Source organism: Streptomyces sp. NPDC043738 (genome assembly GCF_056436545.1).
On record NZ_JBWKCJ010000055.1, the window covers coordinates 1 to 21,989 of the forward strand.

A 21,989-nucleotide genomic window follows, 5' to 3' on the forward strand; every position below is an offset into this window, starting at 1 on the left:
CGGGAAAGCCGACAACGTGGGAAGCAAGCCAAGCGCAGCGGACAGGCGCAACGGCGAGAAGCCCCCACGGCGGGAAAGCCGACAACGTGGGAAGCAAGCCAAGCGCAGCTACAGCGACGTGGGGGCCGACTGTCGAAGGCGGTCGAGGTCGAGGGCGTCGGCCATCGCGCGGTAGCCCTCGTCGCTGGGGTGCAGGTGGTCGCCGGAGTCGTAGGCCGGACGGAGGCGGACCGGGGAGGCGGGGTCGCGCAGGGCCCTGTCGAAGTCGACGACCTCGTCGTAGACCGTGCCGGAGCGGATGATCCGGTTGACCTGCTCGCGGACGGAATTCAGCTGGGTGGAGTAGCCCCGGTGCCCACCGAACGGCGTAAGCGTGGAGCCGGTGACGCGCAGGCCGCGGGCGTGCGCCTCGCGGACGATCTGCCGCATGCCCGCGACGATCTTCTGCGGGTCGAGCTGGCGCGGGGTCTTGAAGAGGTCGTTGAGGCCGATCTCGACGACCACGGCCTTCACGCCGGTACGGGACAGGGCGTCGCGGTCCAGGCGGGAGAGCACGCTGGGCCCGTTGTTCGGGGAGAACTTGCTGCCGTTGACCAGCAGGCGGTTGCCGCTGATGCCCTGGTTGAGGACGCCGTAGCGGGGCGCGCCGGGTTCGGTGCGCAGCCGGGCGGCGAGGTAGTCCGTCCAGCGGTGGTTGGCGCCGGCCGTGGAGGTGATGCCGTCGGTGATCGAGTCGCCGATGGCGACGACCGTGCCCGTCGCCTCGGTGCTCCAGACGTCCACGCCGGTCAGATAGCGCCAGTACGGGCTCTGCTCGGTGTAGGCGGCGCCGGTGGCGTCCTCGGTGCGGTCGCCGCGCGCCAGGTAGGAGGTCTGCCGGGCGTACGGGTGGTAGGTGGCGGGGCCCGAGGGGGAGGGCGAGTACGTGGTGACCAGGAGGTCGGCGTCGGCGGGCACCTTCAGCCGGGCGGGGTCGCTGGTGACCGCGCCGCCCGCCGGAATGGTCACCGCGGGCTTGCCGCCGAAGGACAGCCGGCGCATGGTGCCGTCCGCGGCGGTGGGGTTGCTGGGGGCCGCGGCCAGCGCCACCGAGGCGTGGCTGACCACCAGCGGGCGGGTGCCGAAGAGGTTGGAGAGCTGGATGCGGGCACCGGACCCGCCGACGCTGGTGTGGACGACATTGCGTATCGACATGCCCGCATAGCCGTCCAGCGTGCCGGGCTCGGCCGCGGCCGCGGCCGCCGACCAGGTGCCGACCCACTGCCCGGAGACCGCGGGTGCCGCGGGGTCGCGCGGCTTGTGCGAGGAGCCGCGGGGCTCGTCGTCGTCGCCGCCGAAGCCGACGAATATCGCCGTCGAGATCAGCACCACCAACGCCGCCAGACCGGCGAGCAGCGCGTAACCCACACTTTTCTTCATGCGGGAGCGGTCTCCTGAGGAAAGCGGAGCAGCAGGCTCCGGGCGGGCAAGGGCAGCGGATGATCAGCGGCACCGTTGCGGTCCGATCGGTCCCTCATGATCCCACGGACCCCCGGGGAGCCGCCCGGCGGGCCGCTCGATGTCGCCTTGGCATGGACGCGGGGAACTCGTGGTTCGTTCCGGGAGTAGGTCACAGTGGGACATACGGCCGGATCGGCGGCCGGACGCGCGGCGCGCGAGGGGCCGTACGGAGGGCGGGGGGCACGGTGGGAGCGGTGGAGCGGATGGAACGGATGGAAGCGGGCAATGCGCCGAACGGGTCACCGGACCCCGCGCGGGGTGCCGCCCCGGGCGGCCGGGTGGTGCCGGGCGGCGGTTTCGCCTTCGGGGCGGCCGACGAGGAGCGGCGGCGCGGCGTCCGCCGGATGAAGACGCTGGCCACCGGCCTGCTGCTGGCCGTCGCCCTGGTCTACGCCGTGGCGAAGGCGGCCCAGGGCTCCGGGGCGGGCGGCTGGACGGGGTTCGTCGCGGCGGCCGCGGAGGCCGGGATGGTCGGTGCGCTGGCCGACTGGTTCGCGGTCACCGCACTGTTCAAGCGGCCGATGGGGCTGCCGATCCCGCACACCGCCATCATTCCGACGAAGAAGGACCAACTGGGTCGGAGCCTGGGTGATTTCGTCGGCGAGAACTTCCTGTCCGGCGAGGTCGTACGGAGCCGGCTGCGCTCCGTCGGCATCGGCCGGCGGCTCGGCGGCTGGCTCGCCGAGCCGAAGAACGCCGACCGGGTCACCGCCGAGGTGTCCACCGCGCTGCGCGGCGCGCTGACCGTACTGCGCGACTCCGATGTGCAGGCGGTGGTCGGCGAGGCCATCACCCGGCGTGCCGACGCCCAGGAGATCGCCCCCGGCATCGGCACGATGCTGGAGAAGGTCGTCGCCGAGGGCGGCCACAAGCGGGTGGTCGACCTGGTCGTCGCCCGCGCCCACGACTGGCTGGTCGAGCACGGCGACTCCGTCATGTCGGCGGTCTCCGGCGGCGCTCCCGGATGGACCCCGCGGTTCGTCGACCGCAAGGTGGGCGACCGGGTCTACAAGGAGCTGCTGCGCTTCGTCACCGAGATGCGCGACATGCCCGAGCATCCGGCCCGCGGCGCCATCGACCGCTTCCTGCGGGACTTCGCGGGCGATCTGCAGTCCGACCCGGACACCCGCGCCCGGGTCGAGCGGCTGAAGTCGGAGGTGCTGGGCCGCGGCGAGGTGCAGGACCTGATCGCCTCGGCCTGGGGCTCGGTCCGCGCGATGATCGTGGCCGCCGCCGAGGACGAGCGCAGCGAACTGCGGCTGCGGGTGCGGGCGGCGCTGCTGTCCCTGGGGCGGCGGCTGGCCGACGAGGAGCGGCTGCAGGGCAAGGTGGACCGCTGGCTGGAGGGCGCGGCGGTCTATGTGGTGACGACGTATCAGGGCGAGATCACCGCCCTGATCACCGACACCGTCGCCGGCTGGGACGCCGAGCACACCTCGAAGAAGATCGAGGCGCACATCGGCCGCGACCTGCAGTTCATCCGGATCAACGGCACGGTCGTCGGCGCGCTGGCCGGCCTTGCCATCTACACCGTCTCCCAGGCGCTCGGCGGCTGATCCCCCGGCGGGGGCGCGCCGCCTCTGGCGGCCTGCGGCCCGAGGGCCTACCGTGCCCGCGTGCGGGAGCGGATACCGGTGGTCGTACAGGGGCGGCGAACCCGTCGCCCCCGCGCCGTGCGGGCGCTGTGGACGGGCGCGGAGCTGGCCGTGACGCTCGGCGTCGTCCTGCTGCTGCTCGTCGTGCACCAGCTGTGGTGGACCAACCGCCAGGCCCAGGACGCGGCGCGGGACCAGGTGGCGCGGCTGGAGCGGCAGTGGCGGACGTCGCCGCCGTCCTTGGCCGCGGCCCCGGGGCCCGACGGCGACGGGGCGCGGGCACCGCGGGCCGGCGAGCGCACCGCGCCGCCCGGTGCGCCCCGCCGCACCGCCGGCCGGCCCCCGCCGGACCTCGCCTACGCCGTCCTGCGCATCCCGCGGATCGGCCTGACCGCGCCCGTCGCCGAGGGCACCGGCAAGGCCGCGGTCCTCAACAGGGGCTATGTCGGCCACTATCCGCACAGCGCCCAGCCGGGCGGGGCCGGGAACGTCGCGCTGGCCGGGCACCGCAACACGCACGGTGAGCCGTTCCGCCACCTCGACCGGCTGCGGCCGGGCGACACCGTCGTCCTCGACACCGTCGAGGCCCGCCACACCTACGCCGTGGTGCGCATCCTGCCGCGGACCACCCCCGGCGACGGCACGGTCCTGGCCGCCGTGCCCCACAGCGGCGTGCACCCCGCCTACCGCTTCACCGCGCCCGGCGCCTATCTGACCCTGACGACCTGTACGCCCGACTACAGCTCCGCCTACCGGCTGGTGGTCTGGGGCGTGTTGCGGTCGACACAGTCGCGGTGAGCGCGGTCATGGGTCCTCTAGGCTCTGATCACGTGCGAAACGAGTCCTCCGGTGGTCGAACCCCGGGCTCCCGAAAGCGCCCGGCGCTGCTGTGGCTGCTGCTGCCCTATGTGTTGTTCCTGGCGGTGCTGCCGCTGGTGAACCGGGTGACACCGACCGTCATGGGACTGCCGTTCCTGGTCGTGTGGATGCTGCTGGCGACGCTCGCCACCCCGCTGTCGGTGTGGCTGGCGCGGCGCGGCGACCTCAGGCGGGGCCTGGGCGGGGAGGGCTCGTGAACGCCGCGGTCTCCACCGCCGTGTTCGGCGGCTTCATGGTGCTCACCGTGGTCCTGGGGCTGCTCGCGGTGCGGGGCAGGGGAGCCGGCGGCGGCCTGGCGGAGTGGTCGGTGGGCGGCCGCAGCCTGGGCACCGTCTTCATCTGGGTGCTGATGGCCGGCGAGAGCTACACGAGCTTCAGCTACCTCGGCGCGGCCGGCTGGGGCTACAACTTCGGCGCCCCCGTGCTCTTCGTGCTGGCCTACATGTCCTGCGGCTATGCGATCGGCTATGTCGTCGGGCCGATGCTGTGGGCCTACGCCCGCCGGCACGGCCTGGTCGGCCTCACCGACATCGTCGCGCACCGCTACGGCCGGCCCTGGCTCGGCGCCGCCGTCGCCCTGCTGGCCACCGTCTGCCTGCTGCCCTACATCCAGCTCCAGATCACCGGCATGGGCGTGGTCGTCTCGACGATCTCCTACGGTGCCATCAGCCTCAACTGGGCCTACTTCCTCGGCTTCGCGGTCACCACCGGCTTCGTCGTGGTCAGCGGGCTGCGCGGCAGCGCCTGGGTCTCGGTGCTCAAGGACGTCCTGGTCATCGGCACCCTCGGCTTCCTCGTCGGCTACGTACCGCTGCACTACTTCGACGGCTACGGGCCCTTCCTCGACCGGATCGTCGCCGAGAAGCCGCAGTGGCTGACCTTCCCCGGCCACTCCTCGGGCGGACTGGGGCAGCTGTGGTTCGCCACCACCACCATCGTCAACTCCCTGACGGTGGTGATCTTCCCGACGACCGTCGCGGGCTATCTGGGCGCCCGCAACGCCGATGCGCTGCGCCGCAACGCCATGTACCTCCCCTTCTACAACGTGCTGCTGTTCGTGCCGATGCTGCTGGGCATGGCGGCGCTGTTCGTGGTGCCGGGTCTGACCGGTGCGGACTCCGACCTGGCGCTGTTCAAGCTGGTGGTGGACTCGCTCCCGGCCTGGGCCGTGGGCCTGATCGGGGTGGCCGCCGCCCTCTCCTCCATCGTGCCGATGGCCGTGTTCATGCTCGTCATCGGCACGATGTGGGGGAGGAGCGTCCTGGGGGCGATCCCCCGGCTCAACAGGGGGACCCGCGGGGAGGGACCGGCGGCGGGCGGGCGGCAGAAGCTGTGGTCCCAGCTGGTGGTGGTGGCGGCCGGCACGGTGGCGCTGCTGCTGACCTACACCGCCCCCCACACCCTCGTCCGGCTGTCGCTGATCTCGTACGAGGGCATGGCGCAGCTCGTGCCGATGGTGCTGCTGGGGCTGGTGTGGCGGCGACTGACGCTGTACGCCGCGGTGAGCGGCCTGGTGGCGGGCTTCGCTCTGGTCTGTGTCCTGGTCTTCGGGGGACACGACCCGGTGTGGGGGATGAACGCCGGGATCGTCGGGCTCGCCGTGAACACGGCGGTGGCGCTGGCGGTCACCTGGCTGGGGCCGCGCGAGCGCGACGAGCGGCCGGACGCCGAGGTGCTGGCGCTGGACGAGGAGTTCCCCCGAGGCGGTGGCCCGGCGCGGGAGGCTCCGGTCAGCTCGCCGGCGTCGTGATCTTCTTGCCGTCCTTGGAGACCGCGAACCACAGGCCCATCTTGCCCTGGCCGGTGATGTCACCGGGCTGCTTGTCGCCGGTGAACCAGTAGACCGGCCAGCAGTCCACGGCCAGCTGCTTGATGCCGTCGGGGCGGGTGACGGTGGAGATCAGCTTGGGGGCGATACCGGTGAGCTTGGAGCGGTCGGCGGGCTTGGCCGGCTTCCAGGTGTCCAGGCAGGCGTCGTTGCAGGCGAACTTCATCGGCCAGGCGCTGTCCTTGTTGAAGCGGTAGAGGGTCCGGCCCTTGCCGTCGACGAGGATCTCGCCCAGCTCGGGCTGGTTGAGGACCGAGACGTCGGCGGGCGGCTGGACGCCGGCCTTCTTGCCGTCGGCGGCCAGCGCGTTCCAGGTGCCGCCGACGCCGTGGCCCTTGGTGTCGCCGGCCTTGGTGTCCTTGGCGTAGCGGTAGGCGGGCCAGCCGCCGATGGTCAGCTGCTTGACGCCGTCGGCGCGGGTGACCGAGCCCAGGGCGCTCTTGGCGATGCCGGCGGGGGCCGTGGCGCCGTCGGCGGGGACCGGCGGCCAGGTGGTGGCGCAGGAGCCCGAGCAGTTGGACTTGGCGGGATCGGGGGTGTCCTTGTCGAAGCGGTAGAGCGTCATGCCCTTGGCGTCGGTGACGACCGGGCCGAGCTTGGCGTCCTGGTGCAGGGCCAGCGCCCCGGCGCTCGGCCCGGCCTTGGTCTCCTTGCCGCTGTCGCCGCCGGCCTGGCCGCCGTACCCGTCGCCGCCCTGGCCGGAGCCGGAGGAGCCGTAGCCGTAGTCGCTGGTGCCCTGGCCGGCCGGCTGGACGGTGTCGGTGGTGGGCGTGCCGGAGCTCTGGTTGCCGCTGCTGCCGCAGGCGGCGGTGAGCGCCAGGGTGGCGGCCGCGGCGGCCGCGAGTCCCGCACGACGTCGAGTGATCATGGTGTCTCCTCTGCAGTGGCTGATGGTGTCGATTGCTGGGCGGGTCGCCGTCGCCTGTTCGCCGGCGGGTGCCGTCGCCCGGGGAGTACGCGCCGCGGGGTGCCCGGTGTTCAACCGGCGCCGGGTTTTTTGCCGGTCGGCCGAAAACCCTTGCGGGAACGGTCAGTTGCCGCCCTGCACCCGCAGCGCCAGCGCCGGGCAGCGGCGCACCGCCAGCTGCGCGCGGCGCCGCATCCGGGCCGGCAGCGGCATGCTGGCCCGCTCCGGGTAGCCGTCCGGGCCGAGCTTGACGACACCGGGCACCACATCGGCGCACAGGCCGTGGCCGCGGCACAGCGTCCAGTCGACCAGCAGCCGCTCCTGCGGCGGGGCGGTCGACTTCGCCGGCGCGGGCGTGGTGGACGGTGGCGGCTGGTGCCCGGTGACCGGCAGCGCCCCGGTCACCGGGCGGCCGCACCCGAACCCTCGCGCATGCCGCTCGAACTCCTCGGGGAAGGCGGCGAGAGCCGAGGCGACGAAGCGCGCGGTACCGTCCGGGTGGCTGCAGGCGCCGCGCTTCTCCACGGCCCGCATCCGGGCCCGCACGGCGTCCAGGGCGGCATCGCCGCCGCCCCGTACGGCGCGGGCGAGTTCGTCGGCGAGCGCGGGCAGGCCCAGCACGCAGGGGCCGCACTGGCCGGCCGACTCGGCGGCCATCCACTGCGCGACCCGTACGGTCTCGCCCGCCGGGCAGGTGTCGTAGGGGATCGGCAGCACCGCACCGGCGCCGAGCACCGCGCCGTAAGCGGTCAGCGCCTCCCGGGAGAGGGTCGCGGTACGGGCGTCCTCGGGGGAGATGAAGGTGCCGTGGTAGCCGCCGAGCAGGACGCCCAGCCCCGGGTCGGACCCGCACAGCGCGAGGACCCGGTTGAGCTGCACCCCGTAGGGGACCTCCACGACCATGCTGCCGCCGACCGTCAGCAGCAGCGTGCCGGGCTCCGTGGGCAGCCCCGCGTTGCGGTAGCCGAGCGCGCCGAGCCGGGCGGCCACGGCGAGTTGGGCGTAGGTCTCGGTGTTCGACAGCAGGGTCGGCACACCGTTCAGGCCGCGTTCGCTGGAGCGGACCTTGCGGCCCGAGGGCAGTCCGGGACCGCCGCCCAGCCCGTTGGTCATCGCGGTGCCCTCGCCCGTGACGAACCGTTCGGTGAGCAGGGTGACCCTTAAGGCCGGCCGGACCGGGCCGCGTTCGCCGATCGCCCGCCGCACCGACCGCTCGACGTCCTCGCGGGTCACCCCGATGGCGACCTCCTGCGCGCCCAGCGCCTCGGCGGCCAGCAGGGCGCCGTCGATCACCAGATGGGGTGCGTGCAGCAGCAGCGCGGTGTCCTTGAGGCAACTGGGCTCGCCCTCGCTGCCGTTGACGACCACGGCGCCCTTGCCGTCGGCGCGCCGCATCCCGTCCATCACGGCGGTCAGCTTGCGGGCGAAGGGGAAGCCCGCGCCGCCGCGGCCGCGCAGGTCGGTGTCCTCCGCCAGCGCCACCAGCTCCTGGGAGGAGAGCTGGGGGAGGCTGCCGTGCCGGGCCAGATGCGCCACCCGGTCCATGCGCGGCGTCTCGTCGAGCCCGGCCAGCAGCCGCGGCGGGCCGAAGGACGCCAGCGTCGGCACGGGTTCGGGTCCGGTCAGCGCCGGCAGTAGTTGGGTGGGGGCGGGGGCGGTCATGAAAGTTCTCCTGAGTTCCTGCGGGAATCACGCAGCCGCAGCGCCAGTCGTACGGCGACCGCGGCCAGGCATACGGCGTATCCGGCGACGGCCCAGCCGGCCGCCGCACGGCCCGACTTCAGGCCGTGCACCAGGGCCAGGCCCCAGGCGAGATACGCGCTCATGTGCAGCGCCCGCCACCAGCGGGACGCGGTGATGCCGGTGAACGCGCCGCGTACCGCGCCGGTCACCGCGACGGCGACGAACACATACGCGGCGAGCGTGCCCATGCCGATGAGCACCGGCCGGGCTCCGTCGGTGAACGGCACCGCGACGGAGGCCGTGCCGACGTGCCCCTCGGCGACCTTCACCCAGATGTGCAGGCCCAGGAAGCCGAGTCCGGCCACGCCCGTGCCGCGGTGCACGGCCTGGGCGAGCAGCCGGTGGCCGGAGTGCAGCACCATCCGGTCGGTGGCGGCCAGTCCCCACAGCACGGTGACGGACAGCGAGACCAGGGCGAGCACCCCGGCGCCGAAGTCCAGGAACTGCATCAGGGTGTCCATCGCGCCGGAGTGCAGGGTGACGGCGATGAAGAGCAGCAGCGCGGCCGGAAGTGCGGGGCGCAGCACGGTGGTTGAGGCGAAGCCGCCGGACGAACGGCCCGGCGGCCCGGGTTCCTTCGGCGGGCGCCGGGGGCGGGGCGCGGTCGGCGAGGGCCGGGCCCGGTGTGCCGCGCGACGGCCCTGGCGGCTCTGGCGGCTCTGCAAACGCGGTGCGGACATCGGACCTCCCGGTGTCGGAGCACGGGTGCGGGATGCGAATTTCGTTGAAATTTCCCTGCGGTGGTATTTGCCCGACGGCTTTTGTACGGGTGACCCCCGGTAACACTAAACATTCCGTAACCGGGTGGATACGCAGGGCGTTATCTTGCCGTGATCCGGCTGTGATCCGGATGCGGAAAAGCATCTCCGAGCCCGTTCAGGCTTTCGTAAGGTTTATCGCGCTGTGACAAATTCCTGCACCGGCGTCGCGGGCGCACGGCGTCACTCCGGATGATGCCGAGTCAGGCGCACGGGGGCGCCCACCCTCTGAACTGAACAAGCCGCATCCCCGCCAGGATCGAGGTAGCGATGTGTGATCTGCTGGACCGCATCTGGTCGCGTCCCCGAGGCGAGTGGACCCGGGTGGTCAGAAATGAACTCCCGGACCTCGCCGAGAAGGTGGTCGCGGAGTTGCAACGCGGATTTCCCGCATTGGCCGCACTTCTCGGTGATACCCCCATAGAAGAGGCCGAATGGGCCCTGGAACAGGCCCTGCTGACAGTACTGGGTTACCAGAAAGAGTCGGAAAGTAAACGTCCGGCGGTATCGTCCGTCGTCACCCCGATGCCCGTCGCGCGGGCCCGCCAGGACCTCTTCGACGTCCTCGCCGGTCAACGCGAGGTGCCGGACGACGGATTGCACGAACTCGCCCGGGCGGCCGGCTGGCCCGTCCCCGACACCCTCCAGGCCGTCGTCCTGGCCACCCCCGCCGAGGCGCCCCAACTCGCCGCCGCGCTGGGGCACGCCCTGATCGGCACCGTCGAGGGCTACACCTGCCTCTTCGTCCCGGACCCGGCCACCCAGACCAGGCCCCGACTGGAGGCGGCCCTCAAGGGCCGTGCCGCGGCGGTCGGCCACGTCGTCCCGGCCACCGACACCGCCTCCTCCCTCCGCTGGGCCCGGTATCTGCTCACCCTGGCCCCCGGCCGGGTCGGCCCGGACACCCGCCCCGCCTTCGTGGACGACCACCTCTCGGCACTGCTGCTCCTGCAGGACGAGTCCCTGGCCGACGCCCTCACCTCCCGCTGGCTCGGCCCCCTGGAGGAGTTGACCCCACGTCAGAGCGAACGCCTCGAAGTCACCCTGCTGGCCTGGCTGGAGGGCGGTGGTGCGCCCGAAGCCGCCAAGCTCCTGCACGTCCACCCGCAGACGGTCCGCTACCGCCTGCGCCAGATCGAGAAGCTCTTCGGCCCGGTCCTGCGCGACCCCCGTACCCGCTTCGAACTCGAAATGGCCCTCCGCAGCCGCCGGCTCATGGCCCATGTCCGCTCCTACCGGGCCCGCGCCGGCCGCCGGGCCCGCGCCGTCGCCTCCTCCATCCGACCGCTGGGCGTGGCCCGGGAGGCCCGGGTCAACGGCCTATGACCCGGCGGGGTCCTTCGCCCCGCACACGCTGACGTGACGCCGGCCACCCCTCGGCGTGACGCCACTTCGGCCCCGCGCCCCGCGCACCCGCGACCGGGACCGGTCGGGCGGCAACCTTTCCCCCTCGCCCGGTGTCTGATGTTCGTCAACCGACCCGTGCCCCCGGGACATCCCCCGGCGCACGGGCGGTCGCACGGAGACATCGGAGAGATTTCATGCGCATACGCCCCGCAGCCTGCGCGGCGCTTCTGGTGGCGGCCTTCGTCCCCGTCCTCGTGGCACCCCCCGCGAGCGCGGCCGCCGCCAAGTACGCGGACGACTTCAACGGCGACGGCTACCGCGACTACGCCACCTACTCGCCCGGCCACAGCCCGGGCGGCGGCGTCCTGGTCACCTTCGGCACCGCCACCGGACCCGGCACCCGGACCCAGGTGATCGACCAGTCCAGCCCCGGTGTCCCCGGCGCCGACGAGGACGGCGACCTGTTCGGCGGCGTCATGGCCCCCGCCGACTTCAACGCCGACGGATACGCGGACCTGGCGGTCACGGCGTACGGCGAGGACGTCGACGGGCGCAGCGAGCAGGGCTCGGTCACCATCCTGTGGGGCGGTGCGGGCGGCCTCTCCGGCGGCACCTCGGTCCCCAACATGGGCGCCAAGAAGTCCGACGGCCACTTCGGCCGGGACCTGGCCGTCGGTGACTTCGACGGGGACGGCAAGAAGGACCTCGCCGCGATCAGCGCGGGCAAGACGTATGTCCACCGCGGTCCGATCACCCCGGCCGGCGCGGCCGGTCCGGTCACCACCCTCGACAGGACCTCGGCGAGCCTCGACGCCCGGTCCCTGGTCGCCGGGAACGTCAACGGCGACGGCAGGACCGACCTGGTCGTCGTCGGGCTCGCGAACGCTCCGGAGTTCGGTACCGACGCCTGGTTCGTCAAGGGCGGCGCCACGCTGACCCCGGGCAAGACCCTGCGCCTGGTCAACGGCTACGGGGACGGCGCCGAAGGGGCGGGAGTGATCGCCGACTTCAACAAGGACGGCTACGGGGACCTCGCGGTCGGCAGCATGATGTACGGCAACTACCAGGGCCGGGTCTCGCTCTGGTACGGCTCGGCCACCGGCCCCGCCGCCAGCGCCCGCATCACCCAGGCCACCGCCGGCGTCGCCGGCACCCCCGAGACCGGGGACAGCTTCGGCTCCTCCCTCTCGGCCGCCGACGTCGACGGCGACGGCTACCAGGACCTGGCGGTCGGCGTGTACGGGGAGCAGATCAGCGCGAAGACGACCGAGGGCGGGTTCCACGTCCTGCGCGGCGGCCCGAACGGCGTCACCGGCACCGGCTCCCAGTGGTTCGCCCGCAACACCCCCGGCGTACCGGGCTCGGTGGCGTGGAACGACTGCTTCGGGGCCACGGTCCGGCTGCGCGACACCGATCGCGACGGCCATGCCGACCTGTACGTCACCGGCATCGTCGACGGCTCGCTCCGCCTGCCCGGCACGGCGTCCGGCGTCACCACGACCGGTGTCTCCGCAGCGGACACGGACGTCATCGAGGGCATGCTCCAGTAGCGGTGCCCGCTTCAGCCGACTCCCGGGCGGGCGCCGCCGCCCGCCCGGGACCGCGGTGCGTCGCGACGGAACAGGGCGGTCCACAGGAAGGGTTCGCCGAAGTGCGGGGAGCCGGCGGGCTCGTCGTGCATCCGGCGCAGTTCGAGCTCCGTCAGGTCGCGGAAGATCCGGCGCAGGTCCGCCGGGGTGTAGGCGAGGCCGCCCTGGAGGCCGGCGTTGCGGTAGAAGTCGCCGTCGGGGAGTTCGGAGCCCATCGCGCCGGCCGCGAAGCAGGCCAGGGCGAGGTGGCCGCCGGGGGCGAGGACCTGGTCGAGCAGGGCGAGGTAGCTGATCCGGCGGTGCGGCGGGAGATGGTGGAAGCAGCCGGAGTCGTAGATCAGGTCGTAGGGTCCGCCGAGCGCGGTGCCGGCGAGGGCGAACGCGTCGCCGCAGTGGAAGGCGACCTCGGCGCCCGCCTCCTGGGCGCGGTCCTTCGCCCAGGCGATGGCCTGGGGGGAGAGGTCGACGGCGTCCACCTCGAAGCCGAGTGCGGCGAGGTGGAGCGCGTTGCGGCCGGGACCGCAGCCCAGATCGAGGGCCCGGCCCGGCGTGAGCAGACCGCGTTCGAGGTAGGAGACCAGGTTCTCGTCGGGCTTCGCGACGAAGAACGGCACCGGCTTGGAGCGGTCCGCGTAGAAGCCGTCCCACCAGGCGGCGCCGTCCGTCGTCCAGCGGTCGGCCTCCGGCGCGAACAGGCCGTCCAGAAGCCTGAGTACGTCGTCCACCGTGCGGATGTGGCGGTCCATCCCGTTCCCTTCGCTTGCGGTTTCAGGTGCGCGGAGCGGCGGTCTGCCGGCAGACCGCGCAGCGGTCCGTGCCGTCCCAGTCCGCCCAGCCGAACTCCGCGGGGGACAGCGGCCGTCCTTCGAGTTCCCGTCGTACGGCCACCCGGTAGGCCCAGACCGCGCCGATATAGGGGTGGTAGGCGTCGTGGAAGGCCGGTGAGTCCTGCGCGGCTCCTTCGGCGACGGCCCGCCGCAGGGCGCGGAGCCGTTCGAACATCGTCTGGCCCGAGCCGGCGACGGCGGTGCTCGCGTCGAGGAAGAGGTTCTCGCGCACCTCGTGGATCTTGGCGTCGTCCATCGCCGCCCGGGTGGCGGCCTCCAAGTCGACCTCGGCATCCGGGTCCTGTGCGATCTGCCGCAGCCGCGCATGGCACGCTCCGGCGGCGCGGATGAACTCGATGTACACCGCGCGTCGGCGTGCCCCCGCGCCGCGGTCGTCCTCGCGGCGGTGCCGCAGATAGTCGGCGAGTACGGTCCCGGATATGGCGATCGAGCCACCGCTGACCGTCGCCACCAACGTCCCCCAGTCCACGTCCGGAATCTACGCGCGGGCGGCCGCGAAGAACAGGAAGAACGGAAAGATCAGGCCGATGTGGCGATCGCCGCACGGTGCGGGAATCAGAAGCCGGGCCAGTGCGGATCGTCCCAGCGGTCGGACTCGGTGAGGCCGAGCAGCCGTATCCGGTGCAGCAGGTCCTCGGGGGCGCCGTGGGAGCGCAGCCGGGCGGGGGCGTGGCGCAGGAGCCAGGCCGCGAGCTCGGTGCGGGTGGCTTCCTTGTCGTGCCAGGTGTCCCAGGGCAGCTCGTCGCGCAGCAGCTCGGACTCCCACTGGTCCACGGCCTGGGCCAGATGCCGGTCGGCCGTGGGGCGGGGGTGGGTCTCCCAGGTGCGGAGCCAGGGGGTCAGGGTGCCGGACGCCTCGGCGGTCAGCGTCAGGACCTGGTACGCGGGCACGGCGGGGTCGGGGTCGGTGAGGGTGTGCTCCCACCAGGCGTCGAGGAACTCCCGTACGGCCGCGGCCTGTTCGGCGGGCCACTGCTGCCAGCCGGCGCGGTGGAAGGTGAGGCCGGCCTCCTCCATGCCGAAGAGGGGCTCGATGCGGCCGGCGGCCAGGGCGGTGGCGAACTGGGGCAGGATGCGGCGCAGCACCGACGCCTTGTAGGTCCAGTCGGTGGCCTGCCAGGTGCGCTGCAGCAGGTCGGGGTAGAGCTCCGCGTCCGGCACCTTCAGCAGGGCGAGGTCTTCCGCGCTGCCCCAGTGGCACTCGCAGTTGCTCTCGTCGGGGTGGGCGGTCATACCGCGGAAGACGGCGCCGAGGCGGTCCAGCGCGGCGGACAGCCGCAGTCGTGCGTCACCGGCGGTGCGGTCGGGGTGCGTCATGGCGTACGCCTTCGGGGACTCCGGGTGCGTGGGCCGCCCGAAGGTTGCCACCTTACCGGGTTGCCGGGGGACGCCGCCGGGGCGGTGGTGTTGACCTGGACATGGCGCACAATCGGCCCGCATGAGAGCGATCGCAGCGGTGGCCCTGGGTGCCGTGGCCGTGCGCACCCTGTCGTCCCGCGGTGCTGGTGGAAGGGCCCCGAGCGCCGGCGCCGGCTGCCCCTCGGGGGCCGCCGACTCCCGGAAGCGGGCCGAGGCCGAGGCCGTGTCCACCCTCGGCACCGGCAAGTACCACACCACCCGCACCCTCCTGGTCTCCCGGTTCGAGGCGACGAAGGACGGCGCCCGGATGCGCGCCGTGCAGCGCATCGCGTACCGCGACAAGCACCTTCCGGGCGCGGCCGACAGAACCCGGTTCGGCGCCACCCTCCAGCTCCTGGACGGCGAGCGGGACGGCTGCGCGGACCTGCTGACCGGCTCCGCGTTCAGCGGTCCGGGCTACCGGCGCGGCGGCTTCTGGGTGCTGCGCGGCCGGACCGCGCACCGACGGCATCCGCCACTACGGGCTGCGGGAGCTGGGCCTGCTGAGGAAGTGAGGGCCCGCCGCGCGCCCATTACGGCCGGCGGCCAAGCGAGGGGGCCGGTCCGCCGTGCGGCGGACCGGCCCCTGCTGCCCGCGTGCGTCAGCGGCACTCACGCCCGCTGTTGATGCAGTTGACCGCCTTGTTCATCAGGTCGTCCGGCATCACGTTGATGAAGTCGCCGTGGTCGGTGACCGGTTTGTGGAGCTGTTCGGGGAAGCTGTCGACGGCGAAGCTGTTGCCCTGCGGGACGTCGTAGGTGATGCGCTGGACGAGCTGCGGGACGGGCGTGAAGCCGTTCGGGCAGTTGCCGTTCTGGTCCGAGAAGGCCATGTGGTCGCGGTGGTTGGCGCTGTCGATGTCGCGGCCGTTCCAGCAGTTCTGGAAGGCGAAGGTGCGCACGACCTGGGAGCCTTGGGGGCAGAGCGGGTATTTGTCCTTGAGCTGGCGGTCCTCGAAGCCGGTGCAGCTCCAGGAGGCGTTGGCGTTCTTCGTGCCGTTGGTGAACGCCTTGGCGTCACCGGTGATGATCTTCAAGAAGCGCGGCATCGCCCGGACCTGTCCGCTCTGGCTGCCGCGGAAGGTGAGGTCGACCGAGGCCGGGGTCAGCACCGAGCCGTTGTTGCCGTCGTGGCCGGCGCCCGGCTTCTGCTCCGAGGTGCCGTCCAGCTTGCGCAGCACCGGCCAGTAGTGGGTGGACTGGTCGCCGTTCTGGCAGGTGGTGTCGGAGTCGGCGAGCTTGCGGTCGTTGGCGAAGGCGTCGGTGGCCTTGTTGCCGACGTAGTCGTGGGTGTGGTGGGCGCCGTTGCTGACGCCGGGCGTGACGATGACGTTGTCGGAGTTGAAGTGCCCGTCCTCGTTGCGGCCGCACTCGGTGGTGAAGGTGCCGGTCGAGGCGTTGTTCCCCTGGGGAGCGGCGAAGGGCGGGTCGCCCGCGTTGGGCTGGACGGTGGTGATGTCGACGAAGTCGTCGGGGGAGGGGCCGCCCACCTGCCCCGGCTGCTGCTGCCCGCCGTCCTGTCCCTGGACCTGCCCCGGCTGCTGGCCCTGGTCGGGGTCCTGCGGCTGGCTCTGGTTCGGGTCCTGCTGGCTCTGGTCGGGGTACTGCTGCTGGTTCTGGCTCCAGCCGTCGTTGGTGGACTTGGCGGCGGCCTGGCCGTCCTCGCCGGTGGGCTTGGTCGTACAGCCGCTCATCTTCAGCAGGTAGTCCGGCCGCGCGGCGTCCTTGGCGATCGCCGTCACCATCGTGCCGATCGTCCGGGACCGCTGCTTCTTGAGCCGGGCGAGGATCTCGTCGCCCGCGCCCTCGGTCATCTTGTGGTACGCGTCGGATACCTGGCGGTCGAGCGAGGCCAGCCCCTTGGAGACCTGGAGCTGGGCGCTGCGCGGCACCTTCCGCAGCTTCTGGCCCACGTCGGGGCAGGAGACGGTGGTGGCGGTCACCATGTGCGGATGGCCGGCCGCCGCGTCGGGCGCGTTGTTGCCGGCCAGCGCCGTGGTGGCGACCACGGCCAGGCCACCGCCGCCCAGCAGGAGCGCGGCCGCGGCGACCAGCATTCTGTTCGTCAAACGCGAGCGTTTATGGGACTGGGCCTGCTGCCGTTGCCTCATGAGATCACTTCGCTTCGTCCGGGGAGATGAGGGGGGTGAGGGGATGAGAGGGGAGGGGAGGGGCGCCGCCGCCCGGGGCCGTGCGGGGCTCAGCTGCTGTGCAGCGTGTGGAAGTCGACCCGTCCGGTCTTCTCCAGGACCGTGATGTGGTCCAGCACGACGGTGTTGGCCCGGTTCGCCAGGGCGCGCACCATGGAGTTCTGGGTCTGGTCGCGGACCATCGCCACCAGGCCGAAGACCTTGCCGTGCGCCCGGCGCAGCAGCTCCGCGAAGACCGGCGGGAAGTCGTCGCCCTGGGCGGCGCTCATCTGCGCGAGCCAGCCCTGCTGCTGGGGCGTGGGCTGATTGGCCAGCTGGATGCCCAGCGCCCGCCCGGCCTCGATCGACCGCCGGTCCAACTCGGTGTGCCCGGCGACGAGATGGTCGCCCGCGGTGCGCACCGCGGCGGTCGTGCCGCGCTCCTGCGCCTGCCGTCCCGCGGGCAGCTCCCACAGCCCGGCCAGTCTGACCTTGCGCACGAAGTCGCGGTCCATCGCGGTCAGCGGACCGTAGCGGGTGTTCACCGTCCCGCCGCCGTCGTCGTCGTACGCGACGGTGTTGGTCGCCGCGGACGCGGTCTCACCGAAGAGCTGCACGGGCAGCAGCACTGCCGCGAGCGTGGCCACGAGCGCGGCGACGACCAGTCCGGTGGCGATGGTCCGCCCGGATGCTGCGGAGTTGCTGAGGATCGACCGCACACGGCCTCCCGGTTCGTCCCTACTGGAATGCCACCGGACGCTAGGGGGCGGACCGGGCCTTGCGGCCGGGGTTCTCACCCCTGGACAAATAACGGCCGGGCCCGCCGCGACACTGCTACGGTGCCGCGTGCGGGCCCGGCCCCGTCCGCGGGGGTGGCCGCCCCCTGCGCTCAGCGCGCGTACAGGCCTGCCGCCGTCCACCGGCGACGCTCGCTGCGGGTGTCGGGTGCCTCGCGCTCCCCGCGCGCGTACAGGGCGTCGATCTCCGCGGCGTAGGCCCGTACGATCGCCGCCCTGCGCAGCTTCATCGACGGCGTCATCAGCCCGGACTCCTGGCTGAACTCGCCCGGCAGCACCCGGAACGCCCGGATCGACTCGGCCCTGGACACCGAGGCGTTGGCCCGGGCCACCGCCCGCCGCACCTCCGCCTCCAGCTGCTCCCGCGGCGACGGCCCCGAGCCGCTGTCGCCGTGCCCGTCGGTGTCGCCCCGCAGCCGCCGCCAGTGCGCGAGCGCCTCCGGATCCAGGGTGATCAGCGCGGTCACATACGGCCGGTTGTCGCCGACCACCACCGACTGCGAGATCAGCGGATGGGCGCACAACCGCTGCTCCAGGCCCTGCGGGGCGACGCTCTTGCCGTTGCTGGTGATGATGATGTCCTTCTTGCGCCCGGTGATGACCAGGTAGCCCTCCTCGTCCAGATGCCCGAGGTCGCCGGTCGGCAGCCAGCCGTCGTACAGCCCGCTGCCCGGCGTGCCGCCACCGCCGTTCCCGGCATCGAGGTAGCCGGCGAACACCACCGCGCCGCGCACCCACACCTCGCCGTCCAGCGCCAGATGCACCGCGCTGCCCGGCAGCGGCAGGCCCACCGTCCCGAACCGCACCTTCCCGGGCGGCTGTACGGTGATCGCGCCGCTGGTCTCCGTCAGGCCGTAGCCGTCGTAGACGGTGATCCCGATGCCGGCGAAGAGCAGCCCCAGCTCCTTCAGCAGCGGTGAGCCGCCGGAGACGGCCGTGGCCACCCGGCCGCCCAGCAGCTCCCGGATGCGGGAGTACACCAGCCGGTCGTAGAGCGCGTGCCGGGCCCGCAGGACCGGGTCGGGCCCGCGCCCGGTGCCCTGCGCCTCGGCCGCCAGCGCCTCGGCGTAGCGCACCGCCACCGTCATCGCCGCGTCGAACGTCCGCCGCCGGCCCGCCTGTTCCGCGGCCCGCCCGGCGTGCGCGCAGATCTTCTCGAAGACGTACGGGACCGCGAACAGGAACGTCGGACGGAACGACGCCAGGGCCGGCAGCAGTTCGTCCGAGGACGCGTCGGGCTGGTGGGCGAGCTGCACCCCGCCGCGCAGACACGCCACCTGCACCATCAGCCCGTAGACGCCCGCGAAGGGCAGAAAGGCCAGCAGCGAGGGGCGTTCGCCGGGCCGGGCCAGCAGCCCGCCCCAGCCCGCGTAGAGGGTGTCGCACTGGGCGGCGAGATTGGCGTGCGTGATCACACAGCCGCGCGGCTGCCCGCTGGTGCCCGAGGTGTGCACGATCGCGGCGGTGCTGCGCGGGGTGACCGCGTGCCGCAGCCGGTGCACGTCCGCCTCGGGCAGCCGGGTGCCCTCCTCCGCCAGCCGCGCCACGCAGTCCAGGTCCAGCTGCCACAGCCGGCGCAGCCGGGAGCGGTCGTCGCAGGCCTCCGCCACGGTCATGGCGTGGGCCTCGTGCTCGACGACGATCGCGGTCACCGCCGCCCCGTTGAGGATGCAGCGCAGCTGCTCGGCCGACGCGGTCGGGTAGACCGGGACCAGCTGGGCGCCGATCGCCCACAGCGCATAGCTGAACAGCGTCCACTCGTAGCGGGTACGGGACATCAGCGCGACCCGGGCGCCGGGCCGGACGCCCTCCGCCAGCAGCCCCCTGGCCAGCGCCATGACCTCGTCGCGGAACGTCTTCGCCGACACCTCCTGCCAGCCGCCCGGCCCGCGGTCGTCGCGGCGGGCGAGCTGGACGAAGTCCGGCTGGTGGGCGGCGGTGTCGAAGACGGAGTCGGCCAGACCGCCGGTCCGCAGTGGAGCCGCCAGGGCCGGAACGCTGATGTCGCGCACAGCACCTCCTAGGTGTTCCCCCTTGATTCCCCCCTGGTCCACTGCCGTCCCCACGGCAGGGAGGGCAAGTTACCGGCCGGTCCGCCCGCTGCCCAGATCTCCGGTTACTCTTGAGCGGAAGACGACAAGTCTTGACGGCCGGCCAGACGCGGGGAGGGGAGCGGATGTATCGCATCGTCGACGCCTGGCGCCTGTACACCTGCTCGCTCTTCTTCTTCCTGGCCGGGGTCCTGCTCGCGCAGAGCGGGCTGGCGACGGCCCTGACCGCCGCCGCGACCACCGCCGCGGTGCTGCTGCTGTGCAGCGCCTTCCTGATCGCGGCGGGTGCGCCGCCCCTTCCACCGGGCCGGATCCGTACGGCGATCCGCGACCGCGAGCGACGTACGGCGTTCCTGCCGCAGCGCGATCCCGACGCGGCCGGGCGCCCGCGGCCGAGGGCACCGGGCCGCGCCCTCCCGACGACCGCGTAGACGCACGTCCGGACCGCGCTGCTCTTTTCCCTTACGGCGCTGCTCTTTCTTCTTTGCCTTCTCTTCCTTCCGGACCGTTATCCGCGTCCGCGTGGCTCGTCACGCCGAATCCACATCCCGGTACGACGAGACCCGTGGAGGGCTCACCCATGTCCGTTTTCGGCTTCCTCGGCGATGCGCTTGCGCGCGGCGCCCAAGCGATCGAACCGCTCTTCGGCACCGCGGCCACGGCCGTGGCCATCGTCCTGTTCACCCTGGCCGTACGCGCCGCGCTGCATCCGCTCGCCCGTGCCGCGGTCCGCGGCGAGAAGGCCCGGGCCGCGCTCGCCCCGCAGCTCGCCGCGCTGCAGCGCAAGCACAAGGGCGACCCGGAGCGGCTGCAGAATGCGATGGCCGACCTGTACGCCAAGACCGGCTCCTCGCCCCTGGCCGGCTGCCTGCCGACCCTGCTCCAGCTGCCCGTCTTCTTCGTGATGTACCACCTCTTCTCCACGGGGGGCGGTGGGCTGCTCGACCACACGCTGCTGGGCGCGCCGCTCGGCGGCCACTGGAGCCAGGCGCTCGCCGACGGCGGCCCCTTCGGTCCGCACGGCCTGGTCTACCTCGCACTGTTCGCGCTGATCGCGGCGGTCGCCACCTGGAACTACCGGCGCGCACGGGCCGCGGCGGCCGCGGCCCCGGCGCCGGCCGCGGGCTCGGCCGCGGTCCCGGGGATGGCCGCGATGGGCAAGGTGCTGCCGCTGCTGTCCTTCGGCACGCTGATCACGGTCGCCGTGCTGCCGCTGGCCGCCGGGCTGTACATGGTGACGACGACGACCTGGACGGCGTGCGAGCGGGCACTGCTCCAGCGGGACCGGCAGGGCGAGCGGGACCGGCAGGGCGAGCGGACGAAGCGGGGCGGGGCGGCGGGCCGCGAGGCGCGGTCGGCCAAGGAGCGCGGCATCGTTACTACCCCTCAGTAACGGTCCAGTCCGTGAACGGGGTCTTGCAGACTGGACCACCTTCTTGGAGGATCAGCCAAATCGCTCGATGGCCGTCCCCCATCGGCCGGCCCGGAAGGACCCTTCCAGGGCCGACCCTTCGACCACGGGAGTTGAACCGATGAAGCTGCTGCGTGTCGGACCGGTGGGGGCGGAACGCCCGGCGCTGCTCGACGAGGCGGGGGTCCTGCGGGACCTCTCGGGCCTGGTATCGGACATCGACGGGGCGCTGCTCGCCGACGACGGGGCGCTGGCGCGGCTGCGCGGCGCCGCCGCGTCCGGCGAGCTGCCCCGGCTCGACGCCGCCGGGCTGCGCACCGGTCCGCCGGTGGCCCGGATCGGCAAGATCGTGTGTATCGGGCTGAACTACCACGACCACGCCCGGGAGACGGGGGCGGCGCCCCCCGAGGAGCCGATCCTCTTCATGAAGGCCCCGGACACCGTCGTCGGCCCCGACGACACGGTGCTGGTGCCGCGCGGCAGCGTGAAGACCGACTGGGAGGTGGAGCTGGCGGTCGTCATCGGCCGGACCGCCCGCTACCTGGAGAGCGACGAGCAGGCGCTGGCGGCCGTGGCCGGCTATACGGTGGCGCACGACGTCTCCGAGCGCGCCTTCCAGATCGAGCGCGGCGGCCAGTGGGACAAGGGCAAGAACTGCGAGACGTTCAACCCGCTGGGCCCCTGGCTGGTGACCGCCGACGAGGTGCCCGACCCGCAGGCACTCGGGGTGCGGTTGTGGGTCAACGGCGAGCTGAAGCAGGACGGCACGACCGCCGACCAGATCTTCCCGGTCGCCGAAGTGGTCCGCTATGTCAGCCAGTTCATGACGCTGCACCCGGGCGATGTCATCAACACCGGTACACCCGCCGGCGTCGCCATGGGGCAGCCGGAGCCCAAGCCGTATCTGCGGGCCGGCGACGTCGTCGAGCTGGAGATCGACGGGCTGGGGCGCCAGCGGCAGGAGCTCAAGGACGCCTAGGCTCGCCGTCTTCGGCTGGCCCGCCGTGGCGGTTTCTCTGGGTTCGCCTGCGGCGGGCTGGGTCCGCTGCGCGGGGCTGTTCGGCTGCCGGTGACGGGCCGGAGGGGTAGGGGTGTGGGACTGCTGCGCTTTACGTCCCACACCCCTACCCCTCCGGCCCGCCCCCTCCCGTTGTGGGTGGGAGAAGACCGTGGGGGTGTACGTCAGCCCTCGTGTGCAGGTAGTCGAGT

General features: G+C 72.9%; 20 protein-coding genes. 10 read left to right on the forward strand and 10 right to left on the reverse strand.

The genetic code is table 11. The features are described from left to right. Positions 1-108: 108 nt before the first annotated feature. Positions 109-1,419, reverse strand: a complete 1,311-nt coding sequence (locus AC0680_RS37265) for an SGNH/GDSL hydrolase family protein (RefSeq protein WP_478637480.1) — start codon at positions 1,417-1,419, stop codon at positions 109-111. Between the two features lie 284 nt (positions 1,420-1,703). On the opposite strand from AC0680_RS37265, the gene AC0680_RS37270 reads away from it, so the two are divergent. From AC0680_RS37270 to AC0680_RS37285, 4 genes are read left to right on the forward strand one after another with little or no spacing between them, the layout of a single operon-like run. Then, complete coding sequence (locus AC0680_RS37270) at positions 1,704-3,056, forward strand: DUF445 domain-containing protein (RefSeq protein ID WP_478637481.1); 1,353 nt, start codon at positions 1,704-1,706, stop codon at positions 3,054-3,056. Positions 3,057-3,116: 60 nt separating this feature from the next. Further along, positions 3,117-3,893, forward strand: a complete 777-nt coding sequence (locus AC0680_RS37275) for a class E sortase (protein WP_478637482.1) — start codon at positions 3,117-3,119, stop codon at positions 3,891-3,893. A gap of 32 nt (positions 3,894-3,925) precedes the next feature. Next, the gene (locus tag AC0680_RS37280) at positions 3,926-4,171 is read left to right on the forward strand and encodes a DUF3311 domain-containing protein (protein WP_478637483.1); all 246 of its coding nucleotides are present in this window, start codon (positions 3,926-3,928) and stop codon (positions 4,169-4,171) included. Continuing rightward, the gene (locus AC0680_RS37285; RefSeq protein WP_478637484.1) at positions 4,168-5,724 is read left to right on the forward strand and encodes a sodium:solute symporter family protein; all 1,557 of its coding nucleotides are present in this window, start codon (positions 4,168-4,170) and stop codon (positions 5,722-5,724) included. Before AC0680_RS37280 ends, AC0680_RS37285 begins: the two co-directional genes overlap by 4 nt. Here the strand turns inward: AC0680_RS37285 and AC0680_RS37290 are convergent. From AC0680_RS37290 to AC0680_RS37300, 3 genes are all read right to left on the reverse strand, one after another. After that, positions 5,705-6,670 (reverse strand): SCO0930 family lipoprotein, encoded by a 966-nt coding sequence (locus AC0680_RS37290; protein WP_478637485.1) that lies wholly within the window; start codon positions 6,668-6,670, stop codon positions 5,705-5,707. The genes AC0680_RS37285 and AC0680_RS37290 overlap by 20 nt on opposite strands. A 162-nt stretch (positions 6,671-6,832) precedes the next feature. After that, positions 6,833-8,371, reverse strand: a complete 1,539-nt coding sequence (locus AC0680_RS37295) for an NADH-ubiquinone oxidoreductase-F iron-sulfur binding region domain-containing protein (RefSeq protein ID WP_478637486.1) — start codon at positions 8,369-8,371, stop codon at positions 6,833-6,835. Next, positions 8,368-9,132, reverse strand: a complete 765-nt coding sequence (locus tag AC0680_RS37300) for a hypothetical protein (protein ID WP_478637487.1) — start codon at positions 9,130-9,132, stop codon at positions 8,368-8,370. The genes AC0680_RS37295 and AC0680_RS37300 overlap by 4 nt, the downstream gene beginning before the upstream one ends. A gap of 348 nt (positions 9,133-9,480) precedes the next feature. On the opposite strand from AC0680_RS37300, the gene AC0680_RS37305 reads away from it, so the two are divergent. Next, positions 9,481-10,536, forward strand: a complete 1,056-nt coding sequence (locus AC0680_RS37305) for a PucR family transcriptional regulator (protein ID WP_478637488.1) — start codon at positions 9,481-9,483, stop codon at positions 10,534-10,536. Positions 10,537-10,751: 215 nt separating this feature from the next. Continuing rightward, the gene (locus AC0680_RS37310; RefSeq protein WP_478637489.1) at positions 10,752-12,107 is read left to right on the forward strand and encodes an FG-GAP-like repeat-containing protein; all 1,356 of its coding nucleotides are present in this window, start codon (positions 10,752-10,754) and stop codon (positions 12,105-12,107) included. An 11-nt stretch (positions 12,108-12,118) separates the two neighbouring features. On the opposite strand, the gene AC0680_RS37315 is transcribed toward AC0680_RS37310, so the two are convergent. The 3 genes from AC0680_RS37315 to AC0680_RS37325 all read right to left on the reverse strand — a co-directional run bounded on the left by AC0680_RS37315 (position 12,119) and on the right by AC0680_RS37325 (position 14,311). Continuing rightward, a complete protein-coding gene (locus AC0680_RS37315; protein ID WP_478637490.1) occupies positions 12,119-12,892 on the reverse strand; it encodes a class I SAM-dependent methyltransferase in 774 nt (257 codons plus the stop codon). Positions 12,893-12,914: 22 nt separating this feature from the next. Next, positions 12,915-13,463 carry a CchlQ gene (locus AC0680_RS37320; protein ID WP_478637491.1) on the reverse strand — a complete coding sequence of 183 codons (549 nt, stop codon included), beginning with the start codon at positions 13,461-13,463 and terminating at the stop codon, positions 12,915-12,917. An 86-nt stretch (positions 13,464-13,549) separates the two neighbouring features. Next, a complete protein-coding gene (locus AC0680_RS37325) occupies positions 13,550-14,311 on the reverse strand; it encodes a hypothetical protein (protein WP_478637492.1) in 762 nt (253 codons plus the stop codon). A 121-nt stretch (positions 14,312-14,432) separates the two neighbouring features. On the opposite strand from AC0680_RS37325, the gene AC0680_RS37330 reads away from it, so the two are divergent. Then, positions 14,433-15,020, forward strand: a complete 588-nt coding sequence (locus tag AC0680_RS37330; RefSeq protein WP_478637493.1) for a hypothetical protein — start codon at positions 14,433-14,435, stop codon at positions 15,018-15,020. Here the strand turns inward: AC0680_RS37330 and AC0680_RS37335 are convergent. The 3 genes from AC0680_RS37335 to AC0680_RS37345 all read right to left on the reverse strand — a co-directional run bounded on the left by AC0680_RS37335 (position 14,995) and on the right by AC0680_RS37345 (position 19,330). Then, positions 14,995-16,449, reverse strand: a complete 1,455-nt coding sequence (locus AC0680_RS37335; protein WP_478637498.1) for a DUF1996 domain-containing protein — start codon at positions 16,447-16,449, stop codon at positions 14,995-14,997. The two genes, AC0680_RS37330 and AC0680_RS37335, sit on opposite strands and share 26 nt — an antisense overlap. A gap of 143 nt (positions 16,450-16,592) precedes the next feature. Beyond that, positions 16,593-17,240 carry a DUF4142 domain-containing protein gene (locus AC0680_RS37340; protein WP_393486537.1) on the reverse strand — a complete coding sequence of 216 codons (648 nt, stop codon included), beginning with the start codon at positions 17,238-17,240 and terminating at the stop codon, positions 16,593-16,595. A gap of 170 nt (positions 17,241-17,410) precedes the next feature. Further along, the gene (locus AC0680_RS37345; protein WP_478637494.1) at positions 17,411-19,330 is read right to left on the reverse strand and encodes an AMP-dependent synthetase/ligase; all 1,920 of its coding nucleotides are present in this window, start codon (positions 19,328-19,330) and stop codon (positions 17,411-17,413) included. A gap of 164 nt (positions 19,331-19,494) precedes the next feature. Between AC0680_RS37345 and AC0680_RS37350 the strand changes: the two genes are divergently transcribed. The 3 genes from AC0680_RS37350 to AC0680_RS37360 all read left to right on the forward strand — a co-directional run bounded on the left by AC0680_RS37350 (position 19,495) and on the right by AC0680_RS37360 (position 21,759). Then, the gene (locus tag AC0680_RS37350; RefSeq protein WP_478637495.1) at positions 19,495-19,800 is read left to right on the forward strand and encodes a DUF6412 domain-containing protein; all 306 of its coding nucleotides are present in this window, start codon (positions 19,495-19,497) and stop codon (positions 19,798-19,800) included. Positions 19,801-19,949: 149 nt separating this feature from the next. Continuing rightward, complete coding sequence (locus AC0680_RS37355) at positions 19,950-20,762, forward strand: YidC/Oxa1 family membrane protein insertase (protein WP_478637496.1); 813 nt, start codon at positions 19,950-19,952, stop codon at positions 20,760-20,762. Between the two features lie 139 nt (positions 20,763-20,901). Next, the gene (locus AC0680_RS37360; RefSeq protein WP_478637497.1) at positions 20,902-21,759 is read left to right on the forward strand and encodes a fumarylacetoacetate hydrolase family protein; all 858 of its coding nucleotides are present in this window, start codon (positions 20,902-20,904) and stop codon (positions 21,757-21,759) included. Positions 21,760-21,989: the final 230 nt, after the last annotated feature.

Bases quoted from the DNA above. Each gene is read 5' to 3' on its own strand.
- AC0680_RS37300 (WP_478637487.1), bottom strand. From the start codon at position 9,132: ATGTCCGCACCGCGTTTGCAGAGCCGCCAGAGCCGCCAGGGCCGTCGC.
- AC0680_RS37335 (WP_478637498.1), bottom strand. From the start codon at position 16,449: ATGCTGGTCGCCGCGGCCGCGCTCCTGCTGGGCGGCGGTGGCCTGGCC.
- AC0680_RS37290 (WP_478637485.1), bottom strand. From the start codon at position 6,670: ATGATCACTCGACGTCGTGCGGGACTCGCGGCCGCCGCGGCCGCCACC.
- AC0680_RS37360 (WP_478637497.1), top strand. From the start codon at position 20,902: ATGAAGCTGCTGCGTGTCGGACCGGTGGGGGCGGAACGCCCGGCGCTG.
- AC0680_RS37325 (WP_478637492.1), bottom strand. From the start codon at position 14,311: ATGACGCACCCCGACCGCACCGCCGGTGACGCACGACTGCGGCTGTCC.
- AC0680_RS37315 (WP_478637490.1), bottom strand. From the start codon at position 12,892: ATGGACCGCCACATCCGCACGGTGGACGACGTACTCAGGCTTCTGGAC.
- AC0680_RS37305 (WP_478637488.1), top strand. From the start codon at position 9,481: ATGTGTGATCTGCTGGACCGCATCTGGTCGCGTCCCCGAGGCGAGTGG.
- AC0680_RS37355 (WP_478637496.1), top strand. From the start codon at position 19,950: ATGTCCGTTTTCGGCTTCCTCGGCGATGCGCTTGCGCGCGGCGCCCAA.
- AC0680_RS37265 (WP_478637480.1), bottom strand. From the start codon at position 1,419: ATGAAGAAAAGTGTGGGTTACGCGCTGCTCGCCGGTCTGGCGGCGTTG.
- AC0680_RS37310 (WP_478637489.1), top strand. From the start codon at position 10,752: ATGCGCATACGCCCCGCAGCCTGCGCGGCGCTTCTGGTGGCGGCCTTC.
- AC0680_RS37350 (WP_478637495.1), top strand. From the start codon at position 19,495: ATGTATCGCATCGTCGACGCCTGGCGCCTGTACACCTGCTCGCTCTTC.
- AC0680_RS37295 (WP_478637486.1), bottom strand. From the start codon at position 8,371: ATGACCGCCCCCGCCCCCACCCAACTACTGCCGGCGCTGACCGGACCC.
- AC0680_RS37330 (WP_478637493.1), top strand. From the start codon at position 14,433: ATGAGAGCGATCGCAGCGGTGGCCCTGGGTGCCGTGGCCGTGCGCACC.
- AC0680_RS37270 (WP_478637481.1), top strand. From the start codon at position 1,704: ATGGAACGGATGGAAGCGGGCAATGCGCCGAACGGGTCACCGGACCCC.